This is a genomic window from Isoptericola sp. NPDC055063 (assembly GCF_053608125.1).
Genome location: NZ_JBSGUW010000001.1, coordinates 1 through 5,059, shown reverse-complemented (window position 1 = coordinate 5,059; position 5,059 = coordinate 1). Strand labels below are relative to the sequence as shown.

General features: G+C 74.3%; 3 protein-coding genes. 1 reads left to right on the top strand and 2 read right to left on the bottom strand.

What is annotated here, in order from left to right:
• Window positions 1-132 precede the first annotated feature (132 nt).
• Window positions 133-1,128, bottom strand: a complete 996-nt coding sequence (locus ACWF41_RS00015; RefSeq protein ID WP_380326656.1) for an alpha/beta hydrolase — start codon at window positions 1,126-1,128, stop codon at window positions 133-135.
• The gene (locus ACWF41_RS00010; protein WP_380326659.1) at window positions 1,121-2,248 is read right to left on the bottom strand and encodes an LppM family (lipo)protein; all 1,128 of its coding nucleotides are present in this window, start codon (window positions 2,246-2,248) and stop codon (window positions 1,121-1,123) included. Before ACWF41_RS00010 ends, ACWF41_RS00015 begins: the two co-directional genes overlap by 8 nt.
• 136 nt (window positions 2,249-2,384) lie before the next feature.
• Between ACWF41_RS00010 and clpB the strand changes: the two genes are divergently transcribed.
• Entirely contained in the window at window positions 2,385-4,994 is a 2,610-nt protein-coding gene (gene clpB / locus ACWF41_RS00005; RefSeq protein ID WP_380326662.1) for an ATP-dependent chaperone ClpB, read from the top strand.
• Window positions 4,995-5,059 lie beyond the last annotated feature (65 nt).

Here is a 5,059-nt window from a genome sequence, read left to right as displayed (position 1 = left end):
AGTGTTGGGGGGGGGGGGAAGGGAAAGTGCTGGGGGCCCCCCCCCAAAAAACAAAAAATATGTTCCCCCCTGGCCCGCCGCCACCTCCCCCCCCCCCCTTCCGCCAACTGCCTGCTCGGCACTGGGCCGGGGTCAGGTGAGGGACTCGATCCAGTCGAGCACGGCGGTGAGGTAGGCGTCGCGGGCGGGCTGCGGCGACAGGGCGAGGTCGTGCGCGCCCCCGACGATCGTGCGGACGGTGACGTCGCTGCCCAGGCGCGGGGCGCGCTCGCGGATGTGCACGACGTCGAGCACGGAGTCCGTGGTCACCAGCTCGTCGTGCCACGACCGCGCCGGGCCGGACCGGTCGGACGCCAGCACGAGCACCGGGATCGTGAGGTCCAGCCCGCGGGCCACCCGGTGGTGCGCGCGACGCACGGAGCGCAGCCAGCCGGCGCGGACGGGGAAGCCGGCGTGCGGCTTCCAGGCCAGGTCGTAGTCCCACTCGCCGCCGGTCTCGCGGTGCAGCGCCGCGCCGTAGTGCTCGCCGAGGGAGCCCACCGGCAGCCGCGGCGCGAACCGTCCGACGACGTCGATCGCCCAGGTCGCCGGCCCACGCATCAGCCAGGTCTCGTTGAGCTCGAGCCACGGGCTGTTGAGCACCAGCGCGTCCGCCCGGCCGGGGCGGGCGTTCGCCCACAGCGGCGCGACCAGGCCCCCCGTCGAGTGCCCGAGCACCACCAGCCGCTCGTGGCCCGCGGCGCGCACGGCGGCGGCCGCGGCGTCGAGATCCTGGGCGTACAGGGCGAGGTCGTCCACGAGGTTCGGGTCGCGCCCGGCGGCGACGTGCGCGGCGAGCGCCCGCCCGTGGCCGCGCAGGTCGACGGCGTAGAACGCGTGCCCCCGCGCGGCGACGGCGCGCGCGACGTGCGGGTGGAAGAAGTAGTCGACGAAGCCGTGCACGTACAGCACCGCGGTGCGGGCCGGCGGAGCCCCGGGCGTGGCCGGGTCGGGCGTGGACGGGACGTGGCGGACCAGGACCGCCTCCGCACCGCCGGGCAGCGCGAGGGTGCGCTCCTGGAACTCCGGGCCGAGGACGTCCTCGCGCCACGCCCCCGCGGGGCCCGGCGCGGACGGTGCGTCAGGCACCCGGCGTCGGGTCGGTCGGGCGCGCCGGCCCCGGAGTCGTGCCGGGGTCGTCGGTGCCGGGGTCGTCACTGCCGGGCTCGTCGGTCTCGGGCTCGTCGGGCCGGGGCTCGCCGGACGACGGCGCGGTGCCGCGCTCGGCGGCGCCGTGCTCCCGGCGGTAGGCGTCCTCCTCGCCGGGGCGGCCGGGCTCCAGCGGCTCGGCGACGGGTCCGGTCGACGGGCCGGCCGGGGGAGCGGGCTCGGGGGCCGCCTCCGGCTCCAGCGGCTCGGCGACGGGTCCGGTCGTGGGTCCGGTCGGGGGCTCGGTCGGGGGCTCGGTGGTCGCGCCGCCGAAGACCTGCTCCTCCGGCGTGGGGCCGGCCGCGGGGACGGCGCCGGGCGTCGTCTCCGCGGCGAACGCGGCGTCTCCGGTCGCGGTCCCGGTGACCGGGGCGGGCCGGCGGTTGTTCCGCACGACGAACCACACGACGAGCCCGATGACGACCAGCCCGACGACCAGCCCGACGATCCACCACGGGAACCCGTTGTCGGCCTCGGCCGAGCCGACGGCGTGGATCTCGGTCTTCTCGCCGACCTGTGGCGTCCAGGTGACGGTGGTGCCGTCGATGGCGCCGGTGGCGTCGCTGACCGCCCCGGGGAAGGTGATCGCGAGGCGTACGTCGAAGGCGTCCTGCACCTTCTGCGGCAGCGACTTGAGCTGGTCGGCGCCCTGGGCGAGGTCCAGGGTGCCGTCGACCACGTAGTCGTCGCCGTCGCGCGTGATGCTCAGGTCCTCGCCGCCCTCGCCGGAGATCTGGTCGATCGGCGCGTCCGTGAAGGTGTACTTGGTGCCGGTGTAGTCGTCGTCGGACCACGGCTCCTGGGACGCGCCCTCGGGCAGGTTCTGCGACAGCTCCCCGCCGGCCTGCTTCCACAGCTCGCCGGGCTCCATCCCCATCGTCTCGGCGAGGCTGTTGGAGACGGCCATGATCATGGTGCCGGAGACGGTGTCGTCCTCCGAGAGCGTCATGTCCATGTCGACCTTCATGCAGCCGGCGAGGGCGAGGAGGCCGACGGCGGCGAGCAGGGCCGCGATCGCTGTGCGGAGGCGGCGCACGGGGCCGCGGGCTGGAGTGGTCACCGGCCCAGCATCCCGCAGCACCGGGGTGTGAGCCACCGGGCATGCCGAGCGGCTTGCGAGCAAAGTTGAGCGGAATAGACTCAACTTTGGCGACGTTCCCCAGAAAGACGTTTTCCCTCGTCATCCCGGAGGTCCCATGGACATCAAGCTCACGACCATGTCGCAGCAGGCGCTCGGCGACGCCGTCCAGTCGGCGTCGGCCGCGGGCAACCCCCAGCTCGAGCCGGTGCACCTGCTGCAGGCGCTGCTCCAGCAGTCGGGCGGTGTCGCCGTCGGCCTGCTCGACGCCGTCGGCGCAGGCGCGCAGCAGATCGGGCAGCGCGCCCGTGCCGCCCTGGTGGCCCTGCCGCAGGTGAGCGGCAGCGCCGTCGCCCAGCCCTCGCCGTCGCGCGCCATGAGCGCCGTGCTCGAGAACGCGGGCAAGGAGGCCGAGGCGCTCGGCGACGAGTACGTCTCGACCGAGCACCTGCTCATCGCTCTCGCCGCCGGTCAGTCCGCCGCGGCCCAGGCGCTCACCGAGGCGGGCGCCACCGCCGACGCGCTGCGCGCCGCCCTGCCCGCCGTCCGCGGCTCGTCCCGCGTGACCAGCCCCAACCCCGAGGGCACCTACAAGGCGCTGGAGCAGTACGGCAGCGACCTCACGCAGCGCGCCCGCGACGGCAAGCTCGACCCGGTCATCGGTCGGGACTCGGAGATCCGCCGCGTCGTGCAGGTGCTGAGCCGCCGCACCAAGAACAACCCCGTGCTCATCGGCGAGCCCGGCGTCGGGAAGACCGCCGTCGTCGAGGGCCTGGCCCAGCGCATCGTCGCGGGCGACGTCCCCACGTCGCTGCAGGGCAAGCGCCTCGTCGCGCTCGACCTGGCCGGCATGGTCGCGGGCGCTAAGTACCGCGGCGAGTTCGAGGAGCGGCTCAAGGCCGTCCTCGAGGAGATCACCGCGTCGGACGGCGAGGTCGTCACCTTCATCGACGAGCTGCACACCGTCGTCGGCGCGGGCGCCGGCGGCGAGGGCGCCATGGACGCGGGCAACATGCTCAAGCCCATGCTCGCCCGCGGCGAGCTGCGCCTGGTCGGCGCCACGACCCTCGACGAGTACCGCGAGCACATCGAGAAGGACCCGGCCCTCGAGCGGCGCTTCCAGCAGGTGTTCGTCGGCGAGCCGTCCGTGGAGGACACGGTCGCGATCCTGCGCGGGCTCAAGGAGCGGTACGAGGCGCACCACAAGGTGACGATCGCGGACTCTGCGCTCGTCGCCGCCGCCGCGCTGTCCGACCGGTACATCACCGGCCGCCAGCTGCCCGACAAGGCGATCGACCTCGTCGACGAGGCGGCGTCGCGCCTGCGCATGGAGATGGACTCCTCGCCCGTCGAGATCGACGAGCTGCAGCGCGCCGTCACGCGCCTCGAGATGGAGGAGGTCGTGCTCAAGGAGTCCGACGACGCGGCGTCGACGGAGCGCCTGGAGCGGCTGCGCGCCGACCTCGCGGACACGCGCGAGCGGCTCGCCGCGCTCACCGCGCGGTGGGAGTCGGAGAAGGCCGGCCACAACCGCGTCGGCGACCTGCGCGCCCGCATCGACGAGCTGCGCACCGAGTCCGACCGGCTGCAGCGCGAGGGCGACCTCGAGTCCGCCGCGCGGCTGCTGTACGGGGAGATCCCGCAGGTCGAGCGCGAGCTCGCCGACGCGGAGCGGGCGGAGGCGTCGCAGGAGGCCGACGAGGCCGCCGCGCACGAGGCGCCGATGATCGCCGACAAGGTGGGCTCCGACGAGATCGCCGAGGTCGTCGCCGCGTGGACGGGCATCCCCGCCGGGCGCCTGCTGCAGGGTGAGTCCGAGAAGCTCCTGCACATGGAGGACGTCATCGGCGAGCGGCTCATCGGCCAGACCGCCGCGGTACGCGCCGTGTCCGACGCGGTGCGGCGCTCGCGGGCGGGCGTGGCCGACCCCGACCGGCCGACCGGGTCGTTCCTGTTCCTCGGCCCGACCGGCGTCGGCAAGACGGAGCTGGCCAAGTCGCTCGCGGACTTCCTCTTCGACGACGAGCGCGCCATGGTGCGCATCGACATGTCCGAGTACTCCGAGAAGCACTCGGTGTCGCGGCTGGTCGGCGCCCCTCCCGGCTACGTCGGCTACGAGGAGGGCGGGCAGCTCACCGAGGCCGTGCGGCGGCGCCCGTACTCCGTCGTCCTGCTGGACGAGGTGGAGAAGGCGCACCCCGAGGTCTTCGACATCCTGCTCCAGGTGCTCGACGACGGACGGCTCACCGACGGCCAGGGCCGCACGGTGGACTTCCGCAACGTCATCCTGGTGCTGACGTCGAACCTGGGGTCGCAGTTCCTCGTGGACCCGGCCCTCGACGACGCCGCCCGGCGCGAGGCCGTGATGGCGGCCGTGCGTGCGTCGTTCAAGCCGGAGTTCCTCAACCGGCTCGACGACGTGGTGGTCTTCGACGCGCTGACCGTCGAGGAGCTCGGCGAGATCGTCGACCTGCAGGTCGCGGCGTTCGCGAAGCGGCTCGCCGACCGGCGCATCACCGTGGACGTCACGCCCGCCGCGCGCGAGTGGCTGGCGCTCGAGGGCTTCGATCCGGCGTACGGCGCCCGCCCGCTGCGCCGCCTCGTGCAGCGCGAGATCGGCGACCGGCTCGCCAAGGAGCTGCTCTCCGGCGCGGTGTCCGACGGCAGCAGCGTCGTCGTCGACCGTGCCGAGGACGCCGCCGGGCTGGTCGTGACGCCGCAGGGGTGACGCCGAGGTAGTTCGAGGATCGCCGAGAGAGTTCGAGGGGCGGACCGCACCACGTGCGGTCCGCC

Bases quoted from the DNA above. Each gene is read 5' to 3' on its own strand.
- clpB (WP_380326662.1), top strand. From the start codon at position 2,385: ATGGACATCAAGCTCACGACCATGTCGCAGCAGGCGCTCGGCGACGCC.